The 19,508-nt window shown below is 67.2% G+C and carries 20 protein-coding genes; 13 read left to right on the top strand and 7 right to left on the bottom strand.

Annotation, left to right across the window (positions count from 1 at the left end; translation table 11 throughout):
* Positions 1-108: 108 nt before the first annotated feature.
* The 4 genes from N4G42_RS23675 to N4G42_RS23660 are packed head-to-tail and all read left to right on the top strand — an operon-like array spanning position 109 to position 3,047.
* Positions 109-663, top strand: coding sequence for an SET domain-containing protein (locus tag N4G42_RS23675; protein WP_108500224.1), 555 nt, complete (start codon positions 109-111; stop codon positions 661-663).
* Positions 660-1,514 carry a biotin--[acetyl-CoA-carboxylase] ligase gene (locus N4G42_RS23670; protein ID WP_056056634.1) on the top strand — a complete coding sequence of 285 codons (855 nt, stop codon included), beginning with the start codon at positions 660-662 and terminating at the stop codon, positions 1,512-1,514. The genes N4G42_RS23675 and N4G42_RS23670 overlap by 4 nt, the downstream gene beginning before the upstream one ends.
* Before the next feature lie 46 nt (positions 1,515-1,560).
* Entirely contained in the window at positions 1,561-2,292 is a 732-nt protein-coding gene (locus N4G42_RS23665; protein WP_260668933.1) for an SPOR domain-containing protein, read from the top strand.
* A gap of 11 nt (positions 2,293-2,303) precedes the next feature.
* A complete protein-coding gene (locus N4G42_RS23660) occupies positions 2,304-3,047 on the top strand; it encodes a DUF6882 domain-containing protein (protein ID WP_260668932.1) in 744 nt (247 codons plus the stop codon).
* Positions 3,048-3,078: 31 nt separating this feature from the next.
* On the opposite strand, the gene N4G42_RS23655 is transcribed toward N4G42_RS23660, so the two are convergent.
* The 3 genes from N4G42_RS23655 to N4G42_RS23645 form a co-directional block, all read right to left on the bottom strand.
* Complete coding sequence (locus N4G42_RS23655; RefSeq protein WP_260668931.1) at positions 3,079-4,083, bottom strand: MBL fold metallo-hydrolase; 1,005 nt, start codon at positions 4,081-4,083, stop codon at positions 3,079-3,081.
* 151 nt (positions 4,084-4,234) lie between these two features.
* Entirely contained in the window at positions 4,235-5,686 is a 1,452-nt protein-coding gene (locus N4G42_RS23650) for a sensor histidine kinase (protein WP_015016304.1), read from the bottom strand.
* Positions 5,687-5,766: 80 nt separating this feature from the next.
* Complete coding sequence (locus tag N4G42_RS23645; protein WP_015016303.1) at positions 5,767-6,441, bottom strand: response regulator transcription factor; 675 nt, start codon at positions 6,439-6,441, stop codon at positions 5,767-5,769.
* A gap of 138 nt (positions 6,442-6,579) precedes the next feature.
* On the opposite strand from N4G42_RS23645, the gene N4G42_RS23640 reads away from it, so the two are divergent.
* The 3 genes from N4G42_RS23640 (at position 6,580) to N4G42_RS23630 (ending at position 9,957) form a co-directional block, all read left to right on the top strand.
* A complete protein-coding gene (locus tag N4G42_RS23640) occupies positions 6,580-7,236 on the top strand; it encodes a response regulator (RefSeq protein ID WP_260668930.1) in 657 nt (218 codons plus the stop codon).
* Entirely contained in the window at positions 7,233-8,645 is a 1,413-nt protein-coding gene (locus N4G42_RS23635; RefSeq protein ID WP_260668929.1) for a sensor histidine kinase, read from the top strand. The genes N4G42_RS23640 and N4G42_RS23635 overlap by 4 nt, the downstream gene beginning before the upstream one ends.
* A 100-nt stretch (positions 8,646-8,745) precedes the next feature.
* Positions 8,746-9,957 (top strand): serine hydrolase domain-containing protein, encoded by a 1,212-nt coding sequence (locus N4G42_RS23630; RefSeq protein ID WP_260668928.1) that lies wholly within the window; start codon positions 8,746-8,748, stop codon positions 9,955-9,957.
* Between the two features lie 24 nt (positions 9,958-9,981).
* Here N4G42_RS23630 and N4G42_RS23625 read toward each other — a convergent pair whose 3' ends face one another.
* Together N4G42_RS23625 and N4G42_RS23620 are read right to left on the bottom strand one after the other, a co-directional pair.
* Positions 9,982-10,914, bottom strand: a complete 933-nt coding sequence (locus N4G42_RS23625) for an N-formylglutamate amidohydrolase (RefSeq protein ID WP_260668927.1) — start codon at positions 10,912-10,914, stop codon at positions 9,982-9,984.
* Positions 10,915-11,078: 164 nt separating this feature from the next.
* Positions 11,079-12,044, bottom strand: a complete 966-nt coding sequence (locus N4G42_RS23620; RefSeq protein WP_260668926.1) for a tripartite tricarboxylate transporter substrate binding protein BugE — start codon at positions 12,042-12,044, stop codon at positions 11,079-11,081.
* A gap of 107 nt (positions 12,045-12,151) precedes the next feature.
* Between N4G42_RS23620 and N4G42_RS23615 the strand changes: the two genes are divergently transcribed.
* Positions 12,152-13,099 carry a LysR substrate-binding domain-containing protein gene (locus N4G42_RS23615; RefSeq protein WP_260668925.1) on the top strand — a complete coding sequence of 316 codons (948 nt, stop codon included), beginning with the start codon at positions 12,152-12,154 and terminating at the stop codon, positions 13,097-13,099.
* Here the strand turns inward: N4G42_RS23615 and N4G42_RS23610 are convergent.
* Entirely contained in the window at positions 13,072-13,593 is a 522-nt protein-coding gene (locus N4G42_RS23610) for a MarR family winged helix-turn-helix transcriptional regulator (RefSeq protein WP_260668924.1), read from the bottom strand. The genes N4G42_RS23615 and N4G42_RS23610 overlap by 28 nt on opposite strands.
* A 140-nt stretch (positions 13,594-13,733) precedes the next feature.
* On the opposite strand from N4G42_RS23610, the gene recA reads away from it, so the two are divergent.
* On the top strand, positions 13,734-14,810 hold the full coding sequence (gene recA / locus N4G42_RS23605; RefSeq protein ID WP_056057577.1) for a recombinase RecA: 1,077 nt from the start codon (positions 13,734-13,736) through the stop codon (positions 14,808-14,810).
* An 84-nt stretch (positions 14,811-14,894) separates the two neighbouring features.
* Positions 14,895-15,353, top strand: a complete 459-nt coding sequence (gene recX, locus N4G42_RS23600; protein WP_260668923.1) for a recombination regulator RecX — start codon at positions 14,895-14,897, stop codon at positions 15,351-15,353.
* Between the two features lie 55 nt (positions 15,354-15,408).
* On the opposite strand, the gene argC is transcribed toward recX, so the two are convergent.
* Positions 15,409-16,341 (bottom strand): N-acetyl-gamma-glutamyl-phosphate reductase, encoded by a 933-nt coding sequence (argC, locus tag N4G42_RS23595; protein ID WP_260668922.1) that lies wholly within the window; start codon positions 16,339-16,341, stop codon positions 15,409-15,411.
* 205 nt (positions 16,342-16,546) lie between these two features.
* Between argC and sucC the strand changes: the two genes are divergently transcribed.
* The 3 genes from sucC (at position 16,547) to N4G42_RS23580 (ending at position 19,451) form a co-directional block, all read left to right on the top strand.
* Entirely contained in the window at positions 16,547-17,707 is a 1,161-nt protein-coding gene (gene sucC, locus N4G42_RS23590) for an ADP-forming succinate--CoA ligase subunit beta (RefSeq protein WP_146870567.1), read from the top strand.
* A 15-nt stretch (positions 17,708-17,722) separates the two neighbouring features.
* On the top strand, positions 17,723-18,619 hold the full coding sequence (gene sucD, locus N4G42_RS23585; protein ID WP_056056609.1) for a succinate--CoA ligase subunit alpha: 897 nt from the start codon (positions 17,723-17,725) through the stop codon (positions 18,617-18,619).
* 145 nt (positions 18,620-18,764) lie between these two features.
* Positions 18,765-19,451: a TerC family protein gene (locus tag N4G42_RS23580; protein WP_260668921.1), complete on the top strand. Its 687-nt coding sequence runs from the start codon at positions 18,765-18,767 to the stop codon at positions 19,449-19,451.
* Positions 19,452-19,508: the final 57 nt, after the last annotated feature.

The following is a 19,508-nucleotide window of genomic DNA, read 5'->3' as shown; positions in this document are numbered from 1 at the left end:
TCGCCAGTCTGGCTGTCCGGCATCCGGCCGGTCGCTTCTACAATTCGTTGCCTCACGCGTACACGCGCACGCGCATGTGTGCATATTCAAGTTAACAGAGTTTTTGCCATGCCCCGCACCGCACCGCCTGCAACCCCGACCCCCGCGCAGGGCCGTCGCATCCAGACCCGGCGTTCGGGCGTGCACGGCAAGGGCGTTTTTGCCGTGCAGGATATTGCAGAGGGCGAAGTCCTTGTCGAATACACGGGTGAAGTGATTGGCTGGCAGGAGGCGCAGGACCGGCACCCGCACGACCCCTTGCAGCCCAACCACACGTTCTACTTCCATGTGGATGAAGACCATGTGATCGACGCAAAGTTCGGTGGCAATTCGTCGCGCTGGATCAACCACAGCTGTAACCCCAACTGTTATGCCGACGAGCGGGACGGCCGCATTTTCATCACCGCGCTGCGCAACATCCAGGCGGGCGAAGAGCTGAACTACGACTACGGCCTGATCATTGAAGAGCGCTACACCCCGAAGCTCAAGGCCGAATACCCCTGCTGGTGTGGCAGCCCCAACTGCCGGGGCACGCTGCTGGCGCCCAAGCGCGGCTGGGCACCTCCCGTGCCGCTGCCGCCGTCCAAACCTTCCGCCAAGGCCGCCAAAAAGGCCCGGCGATGAATGCACCCATCCGCTGGCCTGCCGAGGCCGTCTGGGAAGCGGTGTCACCGCTGTTACCGGGCTTTACCGTCGAGGTGCTGCCCACCATCGACTCCACCAACACCGAATTGATGCGCCGTGCGCGCAACGGCCAGTGCGAGCCCACCTTGCTGGTGGCCGAGCAGCAGACTGCCGGGCGCGGGCGGCTGGGGCGGGTGTGGCAAAGCGATGTGGGGGCTTCTCTCATGATGTCCTTGGGACTGCCGCTGGCCCCTCAGGACTGGTCCGGTCTGTCGCTCGCCGTGGGGGTGAGCGTGGCCGAAAGCCTGCAGCCCGTGCTGCCCGCGCTGGGGGCGGGGCAGCCTGCGCGTGTGGGGCTCAAGTGGCCCAACGACCTGTGGCTGGGTGGCGCTGCGGGCGACCGCAAGCTGGGTGGCATCCTGGTGGAGACGGCCAGTTTTGTGGCACCCCAGGCTGTGGCTTCGCAGGCCAGCACCAGCACCGCGCGCTATGTGGTGGTGGGCATTGGCATCAACGTGCTGCCGCGCAGCCCCGAGGGCATGAGCATGCCCCCCGGCAGCCTGCAGGAGGTGGAGCCGGGCCTGGACGCACCCACCGCCCTGCTGCGCATCGTGCCGCCGCTAGTGGCCATGCTGCAGTCGTTTGCGGGCTATGGGTTTGCGCCCATGCAGCCCCGCTTTGCGGCACGTGATGTGCTGCAGGGCCGCGCGGTGACGTTGAGCGACGGCCACACCGGCACCGCGCATGGCGTGGGCGATGATGGCGCGCTGCTGGTGCACACGGCCGGTGGCATGCAGGCCATCACCAGTTCTGAAATCAGCGTCCGGCCGGCGGCGGTGCCACCGGTGTGAGACAGTTTCCTCTTCCGATACGAGTGTTCTTGAAAGGCCGCGCCCCATGCTCCGTCTTGCCGTGATTGTGCTGCTGCTGGCCAACGCGGGCTACTACGCGTGGTCTCAAGGGCTGCTGCGCCAGTTTGGCTATGCGCCGCAAGAGCAGTCCGAGCCCCAGCGCATGAACCAGCAGATCCGGCCCGAGACGCTGCAGATCCTGAAGGTCAACCCCAGCAAGACCTCCTCTGCTGCGCCCCCCGCCCCCACCTCTACTTCCCCATCCCAGGCCACCGCCGCCAACGACTCCCCCACACCCCCCTCCACACCGGCTGCCCCGGCCCCCGCAGACTCTGCGGAGTGCCTGCAGGCCGGCGTGTTCGACGACCGTCAGGCCGAAGTGCTGCGCACGGCGGCTGCTGGCTTGCCCTCAGGCAGCTGGACGCTGGAGCCCACGCCCGTGCCGGGCCGCTGGATGGTCTACATGGGGCGCTTTGACGACGTGGAAACACTGGACCGCAAACGTGCCGAGCTGCGCGCCCGCAAGGTGGACCACGACCGCGCCGGGGGCACGCTCGAACTGGGCTTGTCGCTGGGCCGCTTTGCGTCGAAAGAGGCGGCCGAGCGCGAGCTGGCCAACCTTGGCAACAAAGGCGTGCGCACGGCGCGCGTGATCCAGGAGCGCGCCGAATCCCCCGGCTTCACGCTGCGCCTGTCCGCCGTGAACGACTCGCTGCGGGCACAGCTGGATGTGCTGCGCACGGCCATGGCGGGCAAGACGCTGCGCACCTGCGGCTGAGCACCTTCACCATGAACGAAGAGCAGACATCCATCCAGTGCGGCGAGCACGGAGAGGCCGCGCCCACCTACGTGTGCGGCCACCTGTGCCGCCACCCGGTGCAGCGCTGGTTTTGCGATGCGCCGTCGCCAGACACCCCTTACCCGGACGCCTGGTGTGCCAGCTGCCATACCGAGCTGCTCAAGACAGGCGGCGAGTGGAACGAACACAACGCGGACTGCCTGGACCTCCAGATCCTGTGCCACCACTGCTACCAGGACGCCATGGCAAGCAGCGTGGAGGCCTTGGACGGTGATGCCGAAGCCGCCTGGATCGATGCGGTGACACAGGGGCACCGTGCGCTGCGGGACAAGCAGCGCGCGCTGGAGCAGGACCACGGCATCTCGCACTTTGAACGCTGGGACTACGACCAGGCGGCAGGCACCTTGACCTTTTCAGACGGCGGTGCGCTCCGTCTGGTGGCCGACATCGAGTTCATCGGCTCCGTGTCGGAGGCCAGCGGCACCTGGCTGTGGGCCTGGGCCAATTTCCACAACGAGGCCCCGGTGGTGTCGCGCATCGCTGCGGTGCGGGAGTGGGGCGAAACCCAAGGCTTCCTGCACCTCACGGTGCCGCTGTGGAAGGGCGATGCCACCGATGGCTGGGAGCTGTCGGGCGTGGCCGCGCAGGTGCTGGGCGCCCAGGGCGTGTACCGCGTGCCCACGGGCCGGGGCTTTTTGTACATGGCCCTGATGTCGGTGCAGCGCGTGGCGTGAGCACGGTTGCTGCGCCAACCCCGGTGCAGCGCTATGGCAGCGGTATGGCGCGCGTCTCGCCCTGCCGCATGAGCCAGACGCGGTCCAGCGGCAGGCCACGCTGCGCGAGCGCGGCGGCCAGGTCGCACGGCGGGTGGTCGAAGGCCTCCTGCGTCAGCATGAACGTGCCCCAGTGCACACCCATGGCCTGCCTGGCTTCCACGTCCAGCATGAGCTGCACGGCGTCCTCGGGGTTCACGTGCATGGGCTTCATGAAGTCGCGGGGCAGATAGGCGCCGATGGGCAATGCGAGAAAGTCCACCGGCCCCAGGCGCTGGCGGATGGCCTTGAAGTCGTCGCTGTAGCCCGTGTCGCCCGGGAACAGAAAGCGCCAGGGCGCAGCCGCCTGCGGGCGCGACCATTCCAGCAGGTACCCACCCCACAGCGAGGCATTCGTATCCCACGGGGTGCGGCGGCTCCAGTGCTGCGACGGCGTGAACACCACGCGCACGCCGGGGGCGATGTCGGCGTGCTCCCACCAGTTCAGCGCGGTGACCGGGCCCATGCCCCGCTGTGTGAACCAGTCGGCCAGCCCCAGCGGTACCACGAAGCGGGGCGACTGGCCCGCTTCGCGCAGGCGGCGCAAGGTGCCGTAGCACAGGTGGTCGTAGTGGTTGTGCGAGATCAGCACCACGTCAATGGGCGGCAGGTCCTCGGGCGCCAGGGGCGCAGGCACACGGCGCGGGGCACCAAAGCGGCCCAGGGGGCCCGCAAAATCGCACAGCGTGGGGTCGATCAGCACGTTGAGGCCCGCCACCTGCAGCAGCATGGAGACATGGCCCAGCCAGGTGATCACGGGCACCTGCTGGCGCTGTGCCAGGCGCGCGGGGTCCACGGGCTGCGTCCACTGCCGGGCAAAGGCCCCGTAGCCGCCCGCAGGCTCGCTGCGCGGCTTGAAATCGCCGCGCAGCGAGCGCCAGACCATTTCGTACCAGGGGAAGTTGCCGATCACCACGTCAGGGTGCGTGTTGGCAAAGCGGCGGGGCGGTGAGGTCATGGCGGGGGCTGCGTCCGTGCAAAAAGATCGGGCCAGGCTACGAGGCCGCATGATGCCGGATGCCCGGTGCTGTGGCGGGTTGCCGGCGCATCAACCCTGCGGCGTGGTGGCCTTGTCCTCTGCCACGCCAGCGGCAGGGCCCGCCACGGTGTCAGCTGCCCGCCACCACGTCCCGCGCCGCAAAACGCACGCTGAAGCGTGCGCCGGGCGGAGTCTGGCCAGGGCGTGCGTCTTCGAGCGTGACCTCGGCATCGTGCTTGCTGGCAATCTCGAGCACGATGGGCAGGCCCAGGCCGGAGCCGTCGGCCTCGCTGCCCAGGGCGCGGTAGAACGGCTGGAACACCAGCTCGCGCTCGGCCTCGGGCACGCCGGGGCCGGAGTCCTCGACCTGCAGCAGCAGCACATGGCCGAAGGTGTCGGCCAGCACGCGGGCAGTGACCACGCCGGGCTTGTCGGGCGTGGAGGGGGTGTAGTTGATGGCGTTGTCCACCAGGTTGCGCACCAGCTCCTTGAGCAGCGTGGGGTTGCCGTCGATCAGCACGCCCGGCGATCCAGGCTCGGCGCCGTCGTAGCCCAGGTCGATGTGCTTGTCGAGCGCACGGGGCACCGAGTCGCGCACCACCTCGATCACCAGGCGCGCCAGGTCGCAGGGCTGGCGGGCAATGCCCACGCCGCTGCCCTCGGCCCGCGCCAGCGCCAGCAGTTGGTTGACGGTGTGAGTGGCGCGGATGCTGGAGCGCCCGATCTGCTGCAGCGAGCGCTTGAGCTCTTCGGTGCTGGTGCCTTCGCGCTGGGCCAGGTCGGCTTGCATGCGCAGGCCCGCCAGCGGGGTCTTGAGCTGGTGGGCTGCATCGGCCAGAAAGCGCTTTTGCGTGGCCAGCGAATCGTTCAGCCGCGTGAGCAGGTCGTTGACGGACGACACCAGCGGCGCCACTTCGAGCGGTACGGTGCGGTCGTCCAGCGGCGAGAGGTCGTCGGGGTTGCGCGCGCGGATGCGCTGCTCCAGCTGGTTGAGCGGCTGGATGCCGCGCGCCAGCGCCAGCCAGACCAGCAGCACGGCCAGCGGCAGGATGACGAACTGCGGCAGCATCACGCCCTTGATGATTTCGGTGGCCAGCACGCTGCGTTTTTCGCGCGTCTCGGCGACCTGGACCAGCGCCACCGGCGTGTCTTTCAGCGGCAGGCGCACCCAGATGTAGGCCACGCGGATGTCGATGCCGCGCATCTCGGCATCGCGCAGCCGCACCTCGCCCGACAGGGGCACCTCGTCGCTCGGGGGCTCGGGCAGTTCGCGCTCGCCCGAGAGGAACTCGCCGCCCGGGCCGATGACCTGGTAGTACACGATGTCGGAGTCGTCGGCGCGCAGGATCTCGCTGGCGGGCTGGGGCAGGTTGAACTGGGCCTTGTCGCCCACCACGCTCACCAGTTGGGCGAGGGCGTGGGCGTTGTACTCCAGCGCCCGGTCAAACGGCTTGTTGGCCAGGCCCTGCGCCACCAGCCAGGTCAGCGCCAGGCTCACAGGCCACAGCAGCAGCAGCGGCGTGAGCATCCAGTCCAGGATTTCGCCGAACAGGGAGCGCTGCTCGCGCTGGAAGATCTTCACAGCGGCCGCCGTGGCAGTTCAGAAGCCAAAACACCCGATAGCGCTAGATTCATATGCACGAGCAGCTATCGTTTTGATAGTTAACTGGGGATCTTCTCAAGGCAGTAGCCCAGGCCGCGCACGGTGGCGATGCGGATGGGCCCGCCCTCGATCTTCTTGCGCAGGCGGTGGATGTAGACCTCGATGGCGTTGTTGCTCACCTCCTCGCCCCACTCGCACAGGCGCTCCACCAGCTGCTCCTTGCTCACCAGGCGGCCGGCGCGCTGCAGCAGCACCTCCAGCAGGCCCAGCTCGCGGGCCGACAGCTCGATCATCTTGCCGTCGATGGTGGCCACGCGGCCGGCCTGGTCGTACACCAGCGGGCCGTGCTTGATGGCGCTGCTGGTGCCGCCCATGCCCCGGCGCGTGAGGGCCCGCACGCGGGCTTCGAGCTCTTGCAGGCTGAAGGGCTTGGCCATGTAATCGTCGGCGCCAAAGTCCAGGCCCTTCACGCGTTCTTCCACGCTGTCTGCGGCGGTGAGGATGAGCACTGGCAGGGCGGAGCCCCGGCCGCGCAGCTTTTTCAGCACCTCCAGCCCATGCATCTTGGGCAGGCCCAGGTCCAGGATGAGCAGGTCGAACTCGTTGTTGGTCATCAGCGCCGCGTCGGCCTCGCTGCCGCTGGCGACATGGTCCACCACGGCGCCCGAGGCACGCAGCGTGCGCAGCAGGCCATCGGCCAGCACCTGGTCGTCTTCGGCAATGAGGATGCGCATGCGGACTGTCTCCTTGGGTGGTGCGGCCCGTGGGCGGGCCTGTGTCGTCATTGTCTGCCTGTGCGAGGATTTTAGGCGCCAGCTCCCTGCCCGGCGCCTTTGGCTGGCTGCAAGCTTGGGACACGGAAAATGGCGGCCATGCACATCCTGCTCATCGAAGACGACCTGGACCTGGGCCAGGCCCTGCTGCAAGCCCTGCAGCAGGGCGGATTCACTGTGCAATGGCTGCGCAGCGTGGCCGCCACGCCGCCCCTGCCCGACGCCAACGAGGTCGCCGCCGTGCTGCTGGACCTGACCCTGCCCGACGGCCAGGGCATGGCGTTGCTGCGTCGCTGGCGCCGCGCGGGCCTCAGCCTGCCGGTGATCGTGATCACAGCCCGCACCGCCTTGCAGGACCGGCTTGACGGCCTGGACGGCGGTGCCGACGACTACGTGCTCAAGCCCTTCGATGTGCCCGAGCTGCTGTCGCGCTTGCACGCCGTGTTGCGGCGCAGTGCGCGCCAGGCCAGCGAGGAGTGGACGCTGGGCGCGCTGCGCGTGGCGCCCCGGCGGCACGAGGCCTGGGTGGGCGACGAGCCCCTGGCGCTGTCACCGCGCGAGTTCCGGCTGCTGGTGGAGCTGGCGCGCGAACCCGGCAAGGTGGTGGCCAAGAACGTGCTTGCCCAGCGGCTCGAACCCCTGGGCGACGCGCTGGACGCCGCCACACTGGAGGTGCATGTCTCCAACCTGCGCAAGAAGATCGGCGCAGAGCGCGTGGTCACGGTGCGTGGCGTGGGCTACCGGCTGCAGCCATGACACCACCTACCGAAACCCCCGCGCCCCCACGCGGCTGGTGGGGCCCGAGCCTCATGCGCCGCACCCTGCTGGCGCTGCTCGCGGCCATGGCGCTGGTGTGGCTGGTGCTGCTGGGCCAGGCGGCCATCACCCACTACCGCGCCATGGACACCAACCCCGGCGTGCGCCAGCTCGCGCAGGGGCTGGCAGGGGCGCTGGCCACGCTGGAGCAACCCGCCGAGGCCCGCGCGCTGGTGCACGGCATGGCCCACACCCTCAACGCCATGCGCGCCGATGTGGACCTGCTGCAGGGCACCTCGGTGCTGCTGCAGCTGCAGGACCGCACAGGCCAGCTTCTGCATAGCAGCACGGCCGGTGTGCGCGCGGTGGTGCTGGCAGGCGATGCGGGCCATGCCGCGATGGACGTGGCCGGCACACCCCATTGGGTGGCGTGGGAAAGCACGGGCCCCTGGCGCGTGGTGGTGGCCGAGCCCCGCCTGGCCGATGCTCGGCTGCTGGGCTTCATGGGCGAAGACCTAGCGGCCTCGGTGCTGCTGGCGCTGCCGCTGGTGGGCCTGCCGCTGTGGCTGGCTGTGCGCACGGGGCTGCGCCCGCTGGCGCGGCTGGATGCCCAGATCGCCGCGCGCTCAGCCAACGACCTGCGGCCGCTGCAGCACCTTCCGCCCCAGCGCGAGCTGCACGGCCTGGCCCAGTCGTTCGACCAGCTGCTGGCCCGCCTGCGGGCCCACCTGGCGCGCGAAAAGGCCCTGGTGCACGACGCGGCCCACGAACTGCGCACGCCCATGGCCGTCATCGCCACCCAGGCCCATGTGCTGGCGCAAGCCCCCGAAGGCCCCGCACGCGCGCAGGCCAGCGAGGCGCTGACGCGCGCTGTGCAGCGCGCCGCGCACCTGAGCGAACAGCTGCTCACGCTGGCGGCACTGGAGGAAGCCCCCGCGCAGCACCCCACCGCGCCCCAGGACCTGATGGCGCTGCTGCAGGACTGCCTGGCAGAGCGCGCGGGCTGGGCCGAGGGCCTGGGCGTGGAGCTGTCGCTTGACGGCCCGGACACCCTGGAGCTGCCGTTTGACCGACAGCTGCTCTGGTCCGCCCTGGGCAATGTGCTGGACAACGCGCTCAAGCACGGCTGCGGCCCGGGCGCGGGGCGCGAGGTGCAGTTGCGGGTGCGGCAGGAGGGCGGCGACGTGGTGGTCTGGATTGCCGACGACGGCCCGGGCATAGCGGCCGGTGAGCAGGACCGGGTGTTCGAGCGTTTCTGGCGCTCGCCACGCGCGCGCAGCAGCGGATCGGGCCTGGGGCTCACCATTGCGCAGCAGGCCATCGGCCACCTGGGCGGGCAGGTCCGCCTGGGGCCGGGGCTGTACGGACGGGGCGTAGGCTTCACGCTGCGCTGGCCGGTGGCGGGCTGACAATCCGCACCCGGCAGCTCCACGCCCAGCGCAGATCTTTGGGTTCGCCCAAGGTTCGCGTTTCAACAATCCCGGCATCTTCTTCACTTCACGAGATGCCATGAACCCTACCCACCTTGTTACCCCTTCCACGGCGCGCAGCGCCCTCCTCCTCTCGCGCCGCCACTGGCTGGCCGCCGCAGGTCTGTCCACGCTGGGCATTGTGCTTACCGCCTGCGGTGGGGGCGACGACGACGGCCCCCGCGAAGCCCACAAGCGGGTGCAGACTCTGGCCCAAGGGCTGGTGAAGCAGGGTGTGGTGGGCGCTGCCGCCGGGTGGGCGGACCCGCGCCAGGTCCGCACAGCCGCCGCGGGGCTGCGCCGCCTGGGTGGCAATGCGCCCCTGGCCTCCGGCGACCTGATGGCCATCGGCTCCAACACCAAGGCCATGACGGCATGCGCGGCCGCGAGTGTGGTGGACCAGGGCCTGCTGCGCTGGGACAGCACGCTGGCCCAGACGCTGCCCGAGCTGGCGCAGAGCGCCTTGCCCGCCTACCAGCAGATCACGCTGCGCGACCTGCTGGACCATCGCGCCGGGGTGATGGGTTTTTCAGCCATCGAAGACGTGGACCTGTTCGTGAATGCAGTGGGCCCCGAGGTGCTGGCGCGCTGGCAGCAACCTGCGGAGGCGGAGGCGTTCTTCCTGCAATGGCTGCTGCGCCAGCCGCCCGTTCGCGGGACGGGCGCGGACCCGGGCTTTGCCTACTCCAATGCAGGCTATGCGCTGGCGGCCCGCATGCTGCGCGCGGCCACGGGCTTGGGGTGGGCGGATCTGCTGCGCCAGCGCGTGGCCCAGCCACTGGGCCTTTCGCTCTTTGTGGGAGAGCCGATGCGTGCGGGCAGCCAGCAGCCCGCCGGGCATGAAATCCTGGACGGGCGGCTGCAGCCCCTGCCGCTGGCCGAGGCGCCGGAACGTGTGTGGCTGGAGGTCCTGGACCCGGCAGGCGCCGTGAGCCTGACGGTGGAGGAGGACGCACGGTGGCTGCAATGGCATCTGCGGGCATTGCGCGGCGAAGCCACCCCCTTGCCGCGCAGCTACGTGAAGGGCCTGCAGGACCTGGGGCACGCCCCCGCAGGCCGCTACGGCCTGGGTTGGCTGGTGCATGCGGCGCACGGCACGGGCTGGTTGCTGCACAACGGCCAGGACGCGGGCTTTCAGGCCATGTCGGTGGTCGCACTCGATGGTTCGCGCGCGGGCCTGGCCCACAGCAACATCGCCACGGCGGACAGCATGGGCCTGCTCTACGAAGGGGTCTCCACGCTGGTGGCCTGAGCCCGCCGGGCCCGCGCCGGGTGCTTAGCGCGGGTCGTGCGCCAGCAGCTTGTGCACCAGGGCTTGCAGGTCGGCCTGCAGCCGCGCCATGCCCTCGGGCATCTGGGCGAGCGTCTGCTCGTCCATGTAGAGCTTGCGGTTGATCTCGACCTGGATGCTGTGGCGGTGCTGCGCCGGGTGGCCGTAGCGGCGCACCAGCTCCACGCCCTTGTAGGGGTGGTTGTATTCGACGCTGTAGCCGCACGCGCGCAGGTGCTCGCAGATCAGTGCCGACAACGCCGGGCTGGCCGTGGTGCCATCGCGGTCGCCCACCACAAAGTCGGCGTGCTCCAGCCCCGGAAACTCGGTGGCAAAGCGCCCGGCCACGGCGGGCATGGAGTGGCAGTTGAGGTGGATGCTGTAGCCGTGGCGCGCATGGGCGGCGTCAATGGCCTGGGCCACGGCGGCGTGGTACGGGCGCCAGCAGCGGTCGATGCGCGCACGCACCTCGGCCACAGTGAGCTGGCGCTGGTAGATGGGTTCGCCCTGGTCGGTGAACTTCCAGATCAGCCCCTTGCCCAGGCGCACCTTGCTGAGCACCTTGGGGTCGGTGGAGATGGGGTCGGGCCAGTCGCCATCGAGCAGGCTGGTGTCCAGCTCGGTCGTATCGCGGTTGGCGTCCAGGTAGATGCGGGGGAAGTGGGCCTCGACCCAGGCCACGCCGAGCGCGGGGGCAAAGGCGTAGATCTTTTCGACGTGCGTGTCTTCGGCCCGGCGCAGCGTGGCGAGGTTGAGGGCGGAACCAAAGTCGTCGGGGTACCGGGTGCCGCTGTGGGGGGAGTCGAGCACCAGTGGTGTGCTGCCGGGCACCGCAGTGACGGTGGCGGTGGCAGGTTGTGTGGCAAGTCCCGGCGAGCCGGTGACGCCGGGCTGGGCTTGCTGGAAGCGGTGGTGGATCAGTTTCAAGGCTGCATGCATAGGCAGAGTGTGCGCAAAGGAGGGCGGCTGGCCTAGCCGCCCAGACCGGGATGTGACTATGGTTATCCCTGAGGCCTTGAGCAGGCCCGGGAAGCAGGCTTGCCTGCGTTGTCTCACCATCCCAGCTGTGGCCGTCCCCGGGCCCAGGGCCCGGGGAAATCAGGTCAGTCGAGCACCACCTTGGCGTAGGCCGCCACGCGCTTCATCTTGTCGATCTCGCTGGCGATCTGGGCCGTGAATTCCTTGGGTGTGGTGCCCGAGGGGTAGAGGCCCTGTCCCGCCAGGCGTTCGCGCACGGCGGGCTCCTTCAGGGCCTGGGCGACGGCTTGCTGGATGCGCTCTGCCGCCGCCGGGGGCGTGCCCGCAGGGGCCACCAGGCCAAACCATGAAGGCTCGTTGGCCTGCTTGTAGCCCAGTTCTGCGTAGGTGGGCACATCGGGCAACACATCCAGCCGCTCGGGCCACGACACCGCCAGCGCCTTGAGCTTGCCCGATTTGACGTGCGGGAGCGACGAAGCCACCTGGTCAAAGTACACCGCCACCTGGCCCGCCAGCACGTCGTTGATGGCCGGGCCTGCACCACGGTAGGGGATGTGCACCATGGAGGTGCCGGTGCTGCTCTTGAACAGCTCGCCCCACATGTGGCCGATGGTGCCGTTGCCGGGGGTGGCGTAGGACACCTTGCCGGGGTTGGCCTTGAGGTACTTCACCAGCTCCGCAAAGTCCTTGACGGGCACCACGGCCGGGTTGATCACGATGACGCCCGGGGCCTTGACGATCTCGGTCACGCCGATGAAGTCCTTGGTCGGGTGGTAGGGCAGCTTGGTGTACACGGCGGGGTTCACGCCATGGGTGGACAGCGTGGCAACGCCCAGGGTGAGGCCGTCTGCGGGCGCGCGGGCGACTTCGGCCATGCCGATGGAGCCGCCTGCGCCGCCCCGGTTTTCCAGCACCACGGGCTGCTTGAGGATGCGCGCCAGCGACTCTTGCAGGCTGCGGGCCGTGATGTCCGTGGCGCCCCCGGGCGGGAACGGAACGATGATGCGCAGGGGCTTGCCCTCTTGTGCCAAAGACATTCCGGGAGCGAAAGTTACGGCGGCCAGCGCTGAGAGCAGGTGACGGCGTTGCATGGGCATTTCTCCTATGGGTTGCATTGAGGTTAAAGGATTCAATGCGCTCTACCAAGCAATGGATATGCCTGATAACATTCCTATTTGGAATGATTTGATTACTTACTATGTCATCCCTTCGCCGCCTCTCGCCACCCGTTCACCTGCTGCGGGCTTTTTCCACGGTGACGCGGTTCGGCGGGGTGTCCCGCGCGGCGGAGGCCCTGCACCTCACCCAGAGCGCGGTCAGCAAACAGGTCAAGGAACTGGAGACCTGGGTGGGCGTGCCGCTGTTCGAACGCAGCCGCAAGCGCCTGGCGCTCACCCCCGCCGGCGAGCGCTACGAAAAGGCGGTGCGTGGCGTGCTGGCGCAGCTGGAGGCCGCCACGCTGGAGCTGATCACCAGCGATGACGGTGGGGGGGCGCTGCACCTGTCCAGCCTGCCCACGTTTGCGGCCAAATGGCTCATCCCACGCCTGCCGCAGTTCCAGCAGCAGCACCCGCAAATCACGCTGCACTTTGTGCCCTATGTGCACAGCTACGACTTCACCCGCCCCGAGCTGGACTGCGCCATCCTGTTCGGCGACGGCCACTGGCCCGGCGCGCACGCCCATCACATCACGGGCAACGAGGTGGCGCTGATCGCCCCCCGCACCAAGGTGGCCGACTGGCCCATCCACACCCCGCGCGATGTGGCCCGCTACACGCTGCTGCGCCACGTGACCGTGCCCGAGGCGTGGTTGCGCTGGAGCGAGACGCACGGGGTGGAGGGCCTCGTCGACCCGCTGGCCGGGCCACAGTTCGACCAGTTCCAGACCATGATCCGCGCCGTGATGGCAGGCATGGGCCTGGCGCTGGTGCCGCGCTGTCTGGTGCAGGATGAAATCACGGCAGGCCTGGTGCGCGAGCCCCTGCCCGACGCCGACCTGCGCGGCGGTTACCGGAGTGATGTGGGCTACTGGTTCTGCTACCCCGAAGGCCGCACGCAGCTGCACGCGCTGCAGTGCTTCAGGGAATGGCTGCTGGCGTGCGCCGAGCCGATGGGGGCTCAGGCACCCGTATCGCCGCCCGCATAGGCCTCCAGCCCAATGGCCACCACGGTGGCCACGTCATGGCCCACTTCGTCGCGGAACTCCGCCTCGGCCTGCGCCACGGCATCCCGGAACGCTTGCAGCCACGCCAGGCCGGTGGGCGTGAAGCACACGCGGCGCGCCCGCGCATCCAGCGGGTCGGCCTCGCGCGTGACCAGCCCCCATGCCTCGCACTGGTCCACCAGGTTGGCCATGGCCTGCTTGGTCATGCCCGCGCGTTGGGCCAGATCGGTCAACCGGTCGCCCTGCAAGGCCAGGTGCCGGGTGATGTGCACGTGTGCAGCCGTCACCTGGTCGCGTGCCGCCAGGTTGGACAGCGCCAGCGGCACCTCCACATTGCGCGCCATGAGCTGCAGTACCCGCGCGTCGAAGCGGCGCAGGGCGCTGCCCATCAGGCGGCCCAGGTGGGTCTGGCGCCAGCGGTCGTCAGGCACCGGGGCGGGCGTGGCAAGGGGGGCGGCTGGAGAAAAATCGGGCATTCGATATTGTCAGGCAAACTGACTAAAAATCGCTTTATCTGGATTTCATTGCTCGCATAAACTACTGTTCAAGCATCCAGCCTGTGATTAACCGCAGAGCAATGCAAGCATCCAACCTGTTGTTTTTCAAGGAGTTTCTCATGGACGTCGCAGTCAAAGGCACTAACCCCGCATTGCCCGTGAACACGGAAAAGGCCAAGGCTCTGGCCGCCGCGCTCGCCCAGATCGAGAAGCAATTCGGCAAGGGCACGATCATGCGCCTCGGTGAAGGCGAGGTGATCGAGGACATCCAGGTCGTCTCCACCGGCTCGCTGGGCCTGGACATTGCGCTGGGCGTGGGCGGCCTGCCCCGTGGCCGTGTGGTCGAAATCTATGGCCCGGAATCGTCGGGCAAGACCACGCTCACGCTGCAGGTGATTGCCGAAATGCAAAAGCAAGGCGGCACCTGCGCGTTTGTCGACGCAGAGCACGCCCTGGATGTGCAGTACGCCCAGAAGCTGGGTGTGCAGCTGTCCGACCTGCTAATCAGCCAGCCTGACACCGGCGAGCAGGCGCTGGAAATCGTGGACAGCCTGGTGCGCTCCGGCGCCGTGGACCTGATCGTGGTGGACTCGGTGGCTGCGCTCACGCCCAAGGCCGAAATCGAAGGCGAGATGGGCGACGCCCTGCCCGGTCTGCAAGCCCGCCTGATGAGCCAGGCGCTGCGCAAGCTCACCGCCACGATCAAGAAGACCAACTGCATGGTCATCTTCATCAACCAGATCCGCATGAAGATCGGCGTGATGTTCGGCTCGCCCGAAACGACGACCGGCGGCAATGCGCTCAAGTTCTACGCCTCGGTGCGCCTCGACATCCGCCGCACCGGCACGATCAAGAAGGGCGACGAAGCCATCGGCAACGAGACCAAGGTCAAGGTGGTCAAGAACAAGGTGAGCCCGCCCTTCAAGACGGCCGAGTTCGACATCCTGTTCGGTGAAGGCATCAGCCGCGAGGGCGAGATCATCGACATGGGCGTGACGGCCAAGATCGTGGAAAAGAGCGGTGCCTGGTACGCCTACAACGGCGAAAAGATCGGCCAGGGCCGTGACAACGCGCGTGAGTTTTTGCGCGAGAACCCCGACCTGGCCCGCGAGATTGAGAACAAGGTGCGTGAAGGCCTGGGCATTGCGCTGCTGCCTGGCGCACTGCAGGCCCCAGCAGCGGCTGCAGACGAGTGATTTCCGGTTTTTGAAGCTAAATAGCCTGCAGGCGCTCATATCATATGCGTCTGTAGCTATTGAAAATATAGCATTTGGTCAGTCATGGGATTCACTGCGCTCTCGCTCAAGGGCCGTGCGCTGCGGCTACTGAGCCAGCGGGAGCATTCGCGCGCCGAGCTGCAGCGCAAGCTCGCGCCGCATGTGCAAGAGGGCGAAGACCTGGAGGCTGTGCTGGACGACCTGCAGGCCAAGGACTTCATCAGCGAAGCCAGGGTGGTGGAGTCGGTGTTGCACCGGCGCGCAGTGCGTCTGGGTGCATCGCGCATCCGGCAGGAGCTGCAGTCCAAGGGGCTGGGCGCAGAGGCTGTGCAGCAAGCAGTGGCCCAGCTGCAGGGCAGCGAACTGGAGCGTGCCCGCGAGGTGTGGCGCCGCAAGTTTGGCGAGCCCGCCGCAGATCCGCAAACCCGCGCCAAGCAGATGCGGTTTTTGCTGGTGCGGGGGTTCTCAGGCGATGTGGCGCGGCGCGCGGTGCTGGGCGCCGATGCGTCTGACGAGGGCTGACCGCAACGCCAACAAGCGGGGCATCGGTCCCGCTTCCTGATGCGCTCTGAGGTGTTTACACGCCCAGCATCAATTGCAGGTTCTGCACTGCAGCGCCACTGGCGCCCTTGCCCAGGTTGTCCAGGCGCGCGATGACCACGGCCTGCCGGTACTGCTCGTTGGCAAACACGCGCAGCTCCAGCTTGTTGGTGTCGGTCAGCGTGTCGGCGGCCAGCTTCAAATCGTCGGTGGGGGGCAGCACGCTGACCCATTGTTCTGGCGTGTTGGTGCGGCTGTAGTGGCTGGCCAGCACGTCGTGCAGGTCGCTGGCCTTGGGGGCTCCTGGCAGCAGGTCCAGGTGCAGCGGCAACTGCACCAGCATGCCCTGGCGGAAGTTGCCCACCGCAGGGATGAACACCGGGCGGCGTGTGAGCCCGGTGTAGCGCAAGATTTCGGGGATGTGCTTGTGCGACAGGCCCAGCGCATAGGCCTCATACGGCGCTGCGGTGCCCGCCTCGTAGGCTTCGATCATGGTGCGGCCGCCGCCGGAGTAGCCCGAGACCGAGGGCAGGCTCAGGGGGTAGTCCGCCGGGATCAGGCCTGCATCGACCAGCGGGCGCAGCATGGCAATCGCGCCCGTGGAGTAGCAGCCGGGGTTGGAGACGCGGGCGGCGTCGCGCACCGCTTGTGTCTGCGCTGGCGCGAGTTCCGGAAACCCGTACACCCAACCATCGGCCGTGCGGTGCGCCGTGCTGGCATCGATCACCTTGACCTTGCGGCCCGAGCTGCGCTCGATCTCGTCCACCATCGCCACGGTGTCGCGCGCAGCGTCGTCGTGCAGGCACAGCACCACCAGATCCACCCCCGCGATCAGGTCGCGCTTGGCGGCCGGGTCCTTGCGCAGCTCAGGCGCAATGCTGACCAGTTCGATCTGCGGCATGGCCTGCAGGCGCTCGCGGATCTGCAGGCCCGTGGTACCGGCTTCGCCATCAATAAAGACTTTGGACATAGGGGTGCTCCTGCAAAAAAGGTGGCAGCGTCTGCCGGATAGAAGTGGGGGCGGGAAGGCCGCCAGGCCCACCCAGGGTGTAAGTCAGGCACAAGGATGGTGCGTTGCAGCATGATACAGTCGCGGGTTGCCATGTCCCAAGCCCGCGGCCAGACATCTGTTCATGGTAAACGGGTAACTACCACCCTTCCCTGAGAGAGACCTCATGAAGATTCACGAATACCAAGGCAAGGAAATCTTGCGCAATTTTGGTGTGCCCGTTCCGCGTGGCATTCCCGCATTCACGGTGCAAGAAGCCGTGGAAGCAGCCCAGAAGCTCGGCGGCCCCGTGTGGGTGGTCAAGGCCCAGATCCACGCCGGTGGCCGTGGCAAGGGCGGCGGCGTGAAGGTTGCCAAGACCATCGACGACGTGAAAGCACGCGCCAGCGAAATCCTGGGCATGCAGCTGGTCACCCACCAGACCGGCGCTGAGGGCCAGAAGGTCCGCCGCCTGTACATCGAAGACGGCGCCGACATCAAGAATGAGCTGTACGTCTCGCTGGTCACCGACCGCGCCACGCAGAAGGTCGCCCTGATCGCTTCGAGCGAAGGCGGCATGGACATCGAGGAAGTGGCCCACTCCACACCGGAGAAGATCGTCACCGAGATGATCGACCCACTGACCGGCATCACCGAAGCGCAGAGCCGTAAGGTGGCAGCCGCCATCGGCCTGACCGGCGCTTCCATCGACCAAGCCGTAGACATCTTCGCCAAGATCTACAAGTGCTACATGGAAACCGATGCGTCGCTGGTGGAAATCAACCCACTGAACTGCGACTCCAAGGGCAACCTGATGGCCCTGGACGCGAAGTTCAACTTCGACGCCAACGCGCTGTTCCGCCACCCCGAAATCGTGGCCTTCCGTGACCTGGACGAAGAGGATCCAGCCGAAGTGGAAGCCTCCAAGTTCGACCTGGCCTACATCAGCCTCGACGGCAACATCGGCTGCCTGGTGAACGGCGCCGGCCTGGCCATGGCCACCATGGACACCATCAAGCTGTTCGGCGGCGAGCCGGCCAACTTCCTGGACGTGGGCGGCGGTGCCACCCCCGAGAAGGTGACTGAAGCCTTCAAGATCATGCTGAAGAACCCCAAGGTCGAAGGCATTCTGGTCAACATTTTCGGTGGCATCATGAAGTGCGACACCATCGCCACCGGCGTGATCACAGCTTGCAAGGCCGTGAACCTGAACGTGCCGCTGGTCGTGCGCATGAAGGGCACGAACGAAGAGCTCGGCAAGAAGATGCTGGCCGAGTCTGGCCTGCCCATCATTGCCGCAGACACCATGGCCGAAGCTGCGACCAAGATCGTTGCTGCCGTCAAGTAAGCCCGGAGAACACACATGTCGATCTACATCAACAAAGACACCAAGGTCATCACCCAGGGCATCACGGGCAAGACTGGCCAGTTCCACACCGAAAAGTGCCAGGAATACGCGAACGGCAAGAACTGCTTCGTGGCGGGCGTGAACCCCAAGAAGGCGGGCGAGTCGATCTTCAACATCCCGATCTACGCCTCCGTCAAGGAAGCCGCCCAGCAGACCGGTGCCACCGTGTCGGTGATCTATGTGCCGCCCGCAGGCGCTGCGGACGCGATCTGGGAAGCTGTCGAAGCCGACCTGGACATGGCCATCTGCATCACCGAAGGCATTCCGGTCAAGGATATGCTGATGGTGCGCAACAAGATGAAGGCCAAGGAAGCCGCTGGTGGCAAGAAGACGCTGCTGCTGGGCCCCAACTGCCCTGGCCTGATCACGCCTGACGAAATCAAGATCGGCATCATGCCCGGTCACATCCACCGCAAGGGCCGTATCGGCGTGGTGTCCCGCTCGGGCACCCTGACGTACGAAGCCGTGGCCATGTTGACCGAAGTCGGTCTGGGTCAATCGAGCGCCGTGGGCATTGGTGGCGACCCCATCAACGGCCTCAAGCACATCGATGTGATGAAGGCTTTCAACGACGATCCCGATACCGACGCCGTGATCATGATTGGCGAAATCGGTGGTCCGGATGAAGCCGAAGCCGCCCAGTGGTGCAAGGCCAACATGAAGAAGCCCATCGTCGGTTTCATCGCTGGCGTGACCGCCCCTCCCGGCAAGCGCATGGGCCACGCTGGCGCCCTGATCTCTGGCGGCGCCGACACGGCCGATGCCAAGCTGGCCATCATGGAAGAGTCGGGTTTCATCATCACCCGCAACCCTTCGGAACTGGGCAAGCTGCTCAAGGCCCAGCTGAAGTAAGCGGACTGTCGCCGTCCCGTCCGTAAGCACAATTACGGACGCGGGGCGCGGCACAGACCGCTAGACTGGCGGCTCCTACAAAAAAGAGAAGCGCTCGGAACCCCGGTTCCGGGCGCTTCTTGCATTCATAACAGTGGAGTCAGTCATGGAGTTTCTGCAAAGCGTCGATTTTTGGATCGGCCTGGTGAAGATCGTCTGGATCAACATCATCTTGTCGGGTGACAACGCGGTGGTAATTGCGCTGGCAGCCCGGTCCCTTCCCCCCCATCAGCAAAAGAAAGCCGTGTTCTGGGGCTCCGGCGCTGCCGTGGTCTTGCGGATTTTGCTGACCGTTGTGGCCGCCAAGCTGCTGGAGCTGTCGTTCCTGCAGATCGTGGGCGGTTGTCTGCTGCTGTGGATCGGCTTTCAGCTGCTCAGCGACGACGAGGAGGACGAGGGCGAGTCCAAAACCTATGGCAGCCTGATGGCCGCCGTCCGCACCATCCTCATCGCCGACTTGGTGATGAGCCTGGACAACGTGATCGCTGTGGCGGCTGCGGCCCAGGGCAACGTGGTGCTGCTGGTGTTGGGCTTGGCCATCAGTATCCCGCTGGTGATTTTCGGCAGCACCCTCATGATCAAGCTCATGGAGCGTTTCCCTGTCATCGTGGTGCTCGGCGCCGCGCTGATCGGCTGGGTGGGTGGAGAAACCATCGCCAGCGATGCCATCTTGCATGACTACGCAGTGGCGCACCCTGCGCTGCACTATGTAGCAGCCGCACTGGGCGCCGCGCTGGTGGTGGGCGTGGGCAAGTTCTGGCGCAAGGGATCCAACAGCGCATCCGCGACCTGAGGGTTGCAGCCCAAGGGGCTTGCACGGAGGTGCAACCCCTCTTTAAGGCCAGCGACT

It is taken from the genome of Acidovorax sp. K2F, assembly GCF_025246485.1.
Classification (GTDB): Bacteria; Pseudomonadota; Gammaproteobacteria; order Burkholderiales; family Burkholderiaceae_C; genus Acidovorax; species Acidovorax delafieldii.
This window is presented reverse-complemented; position numbering and strand designations above follow the sequence as displayed.

Excerpts from the sequence above, each read along its gene's own strand:
- N4G42_RS23580 (WP_260668921.1), top strand. The coding sequence starts at position 18,765 with ATGGAGTTTCTGCAAAGCGTCGATTTTTGGATCGGCCTGGTGAAGATC.
- N4G42_RS23675 (WP_108500224.1), top strand. The coding sequence starts at position 109 with ATGCCCCGCACCGCACCGCCTGCAACCCCGACCCCCGCGCAGGGCCGT.
- N4G42_RS23610 (WP_260668924.1), bottom strand. The coding sequence starts at position 13,593 with ATGCCCGATTTTTCTCCAGCCGCCCCCCTTGCCACGCCCGCCCCGGTG.
- N4G42_RS23660 (WP_260668932.1), top strand. The coding sequence starts at position 2,304 with ATGAACGAAGAGCAGACATCCATCCAGTGCGGCGAGCACGGAGAGGCC.
- sucC (WP_146870567.1), top strand. The coding sequence starts at position 16,547 with ATGAAGATTCACGAATACCAAGGCAAGGAAATCTTGCGCAATTTTGGT.
- N4G42_RS23655 (WP_260668931.1), bottom strand. The coding sequence starts at position 4,083 with ATGACCTCACCGCCCCGCCGCTTTGCCAACACGCACCCTGACGTGGTG.
- recX (WP_260668923.1), top strand. The coding sequence starts at position 14,895 with ATGGGATTCACTGCGCTCTCGCTCAAGGGCCGTGCGCTGCGGCTACTG.
- N4G42_RS23630 (WP_260668928.1), top strand. The coding sequence starts at position 8,746 with ATGAACCCTACCCACCTTGTTACCCCTTCCACGGCGCGCAGCGCCCTC.
- N4G42_RS23615 (WP_260668925.1), top strand. The coding sequence starts at position 12,152 with ATGTCATCCCTTCGCCGCCTCTCGCCACCCGTTCACCTGCTGCGGGCT.
- N4G42_RS23625 (WP_260668927.1), bottom strand. The coding sequence starts at position 10,914 with ATGCATGCAGCCTTGAAACTGATCCACCACCGCTTCCAGCAAGCCCAG.
- N4G42_RS23670 (WP_056056634.1), top strand. The coding sequence starts at position 660 with ATGAATGCACCCATCCGCTGGCCTGCCGAGGCCGTCTGGGAAGCGGTG.
- recA (WP_056057577.1), top strand. The coding sequence starts at position 13,734 with ATGGACGTCGCAGTCAAAGGCACTAACCCCGCATTGCCCGTGAACACG.
- N4G42_RS23665 (WP_260668933.1), top strand. The coding sequence starts at position 1,561 with ATGCTCCGTCTTGCCGTGATTGTGCTGCTGCTGGCCAACGCGGGCTAC.
- N4G42_RS23640 (WP_260668930.1), top strand. The coding sequence starts at position 6,580 with ATGCACATCCTGCTCATCGAAGACGACCTGGACCTGGGCCAGGCCCTG.
- N4G42_RS23620 (WP_260668926.1), bottom strand. The coding sequence starts at position 12,044 with ATGCAACGCCGTCACCTGCTCTCAGCGCTGGCCGCCGTAACTTTCGCT.
- sucD (WP_056056609.1), top strand. The coding sequence starts at position 17,723 with ATGTCGATCTACATCAACAAAGACACCAAGGTCATCACCCAGGGCATC.
- N4G42_RS23645 (WP_015016303.1), bottom strand. The coding sequence starts at position 6,441 with ATGCGCATCCTCATTGCCGAAGACGACCAGGTGCTGGCCGATGGCCTG.
- N4G42_RS23635 (WP_260668929.1), top strand. The coding sequence starts at position 7,233 with ATGACACCACCTACCGAAACCCCCGCGCCCCCACGCGGCTGGTGGGGC.
- argC (WP_260668922.1), bottom strand. The coding sequence starts at position 16,341 with ATGTCCAAAGTCTTTATTGATGGCGAAGCCGGTACCACGGGCCTGCAG.